This window comes from Mycobacterium sp. TH-M15, from assembly GCF_057473705.1.
Genome location: NZ_JBYCLB010000481.1, coordinates 1 through 1,700 on the forward strand (window position 1 = coordinate 1; position 1,700 = coordinate 1,700).

At 70.8% G+C, this 1,700-nt stretch carries 2 protein-coding genes; both read left to right on the top strand.

Going from position 1 to position 1,700, the window contains the following annotated elements:
- The coding region (locus AC2VNT_RS11710; RefSeq protein ID WP_486947018.1) for an amino acid ABC transporter permease at positions 1 to 967 on the top strand (967 nt) is incomplete at its 5' end.
- On the top strand, positions 967 to 1,700 hold a 734-nt coding region (locus AC2VNT_RS11715), incomplete at its 3' end, for an amino acid ABC transporter ATP-binding protein (protein ID WP_486947019.1). The genes AC2VNT_RS11710 and AC2VNT_RS11715, both read left to right, overlap by 1 nt.

Genomic DNA, 1,700 nt, shown 5'->3' on the forward strand with positions numbered 1-1,700 from the left:
GCCGTTGCTCGCCGCGCTGAACTCCGGCCTGGACGCGGTGATCGACGACGGCACCTGGCCGCAGCTGTTCTCCGACTGGGTGCCCCGGCCGCTGCCGCCGGAGTGGGCACCGGGCTCGAAATCGGCCGACACCCCGCACCTGCCGGACTTCGCCGCGATCGCCGCGCACCGCCACGACCAGCCCGACGAGACCTACACGCCGAAATCGACGCTGGCCCAGCTGCGTGACTCGTTCTTCGACTGGCGGTTGTACGCCGAGGCGCTGCCCGTGCTGATCAAGACCGGGCTGCCGAACACGCTGCTGCTCACCGTCACCGGCGGCATCATCGGCCTGGTTGCCGGGCTGGGGCTGGCCGTCGCCGGCATCTCCGGCAGCCGCTGGCTACGCTGGCCGGCCCGGGTGTACACCGACATCTTCCGGGGCCTTCCCGAGGTGCTGATCATCCTGCTGATCGGGCTGGGCCTGGGCCCGCTGGTCGGCGGTCTGACCGGGAACAACCCCTACCCGCTCGGGATTCTCGCGCTGGGGCTGACCGCAGCGGCCTACGTGGGGGAGATCCTCCGCTCCGGCATCCAGAGCGTCGAGGCCGGGCAGCTGGAGGCGTCCCGCGCCCTGGGGTTCAGCTACCCGGCAGCGATGCGGCTGGTGGTGATCCCGCAGGGGATCCGCCGGGTGCTGCCGGCGCTGGTCAACCAGTTCATCGCGCTGTTGAAAGCCTCCGCGCTGCTGTACTTCCTGGGCCTGGTCGCCGGCCAGCGGGAGCTGTTCCAAGTCGGCCGCGACTTCAACGCCCAGACCGGCAGCCTGTCGCCGTTGGTGGCCGCCGGCATCCTCTACCTTGCCCTGACCATCCCGCTCACCCACCTGGTGAACGTGGTCGATGCGCGACTGCGCCGCGGCCGCCCGGTCGAGCCGGACGACGACGCCGACCTGGTCAACGTCATGTCCAGCCAGGAGATGATCTGATGACCGACGCAGCGGAGCGTGCGCCGGTGTCGTTGGCGGCCACCAACATCCACCTGTCGTTCGGCCGACACAGCGTGCTGCGCGGTGTCGACCTGGACGCGCCTGCCGGCCGCACGGTCGCGGTGATCGGCCCGTCCGGCTCCGGCAAGTCGACCATGCTGCGGACGCTGAACCGGCTGTACGAGCCGGACCGCGGTGACGTCCTGCTCGGCGGCAGGTCCGTGCTGCGCGACGATCCCGACCAGCTGCGGCAGCGGATCGGCATGGTGTTCCAGCACTTCAACCTCTTCCCGCACCGCAGCGTGCTGGACAACGTCGCGCTGGCACCGCAGCAGCTGCGCCGGCTCTCCGTCGACGCCGCCCGCGAACTGGCCGCCGACCAACTCGACCGGGTCGGCCTGAAGAACAAGGCGGCGGTGCGCCCGGAGGCGCTCTCCGGCGGCCAGCAGCAGCGCGTCGCGATCGCCCGGGCGCTGGCGATGTCACCCCAGGTGATGCTGTTCGACGAGGCCACCTCCGCCTTGGACCCGGAGCTGGTCAAGGGCGTGCTGGCGCTGATCACCGAGCTCGGCGCCGACGGGATGACGATGGTGGTGGTCACCCACGAGATGGCGTTCGCCCGGTCGGCGTCGGACACCGTCGTCTTCATGGACCAGGGCCAGGTGGTGGAATCCGGTCCCCCCGAGCGGCTCTTCGAGGCGGCCGAGACCGAACGGCTGCAGAAGTTCCTCTC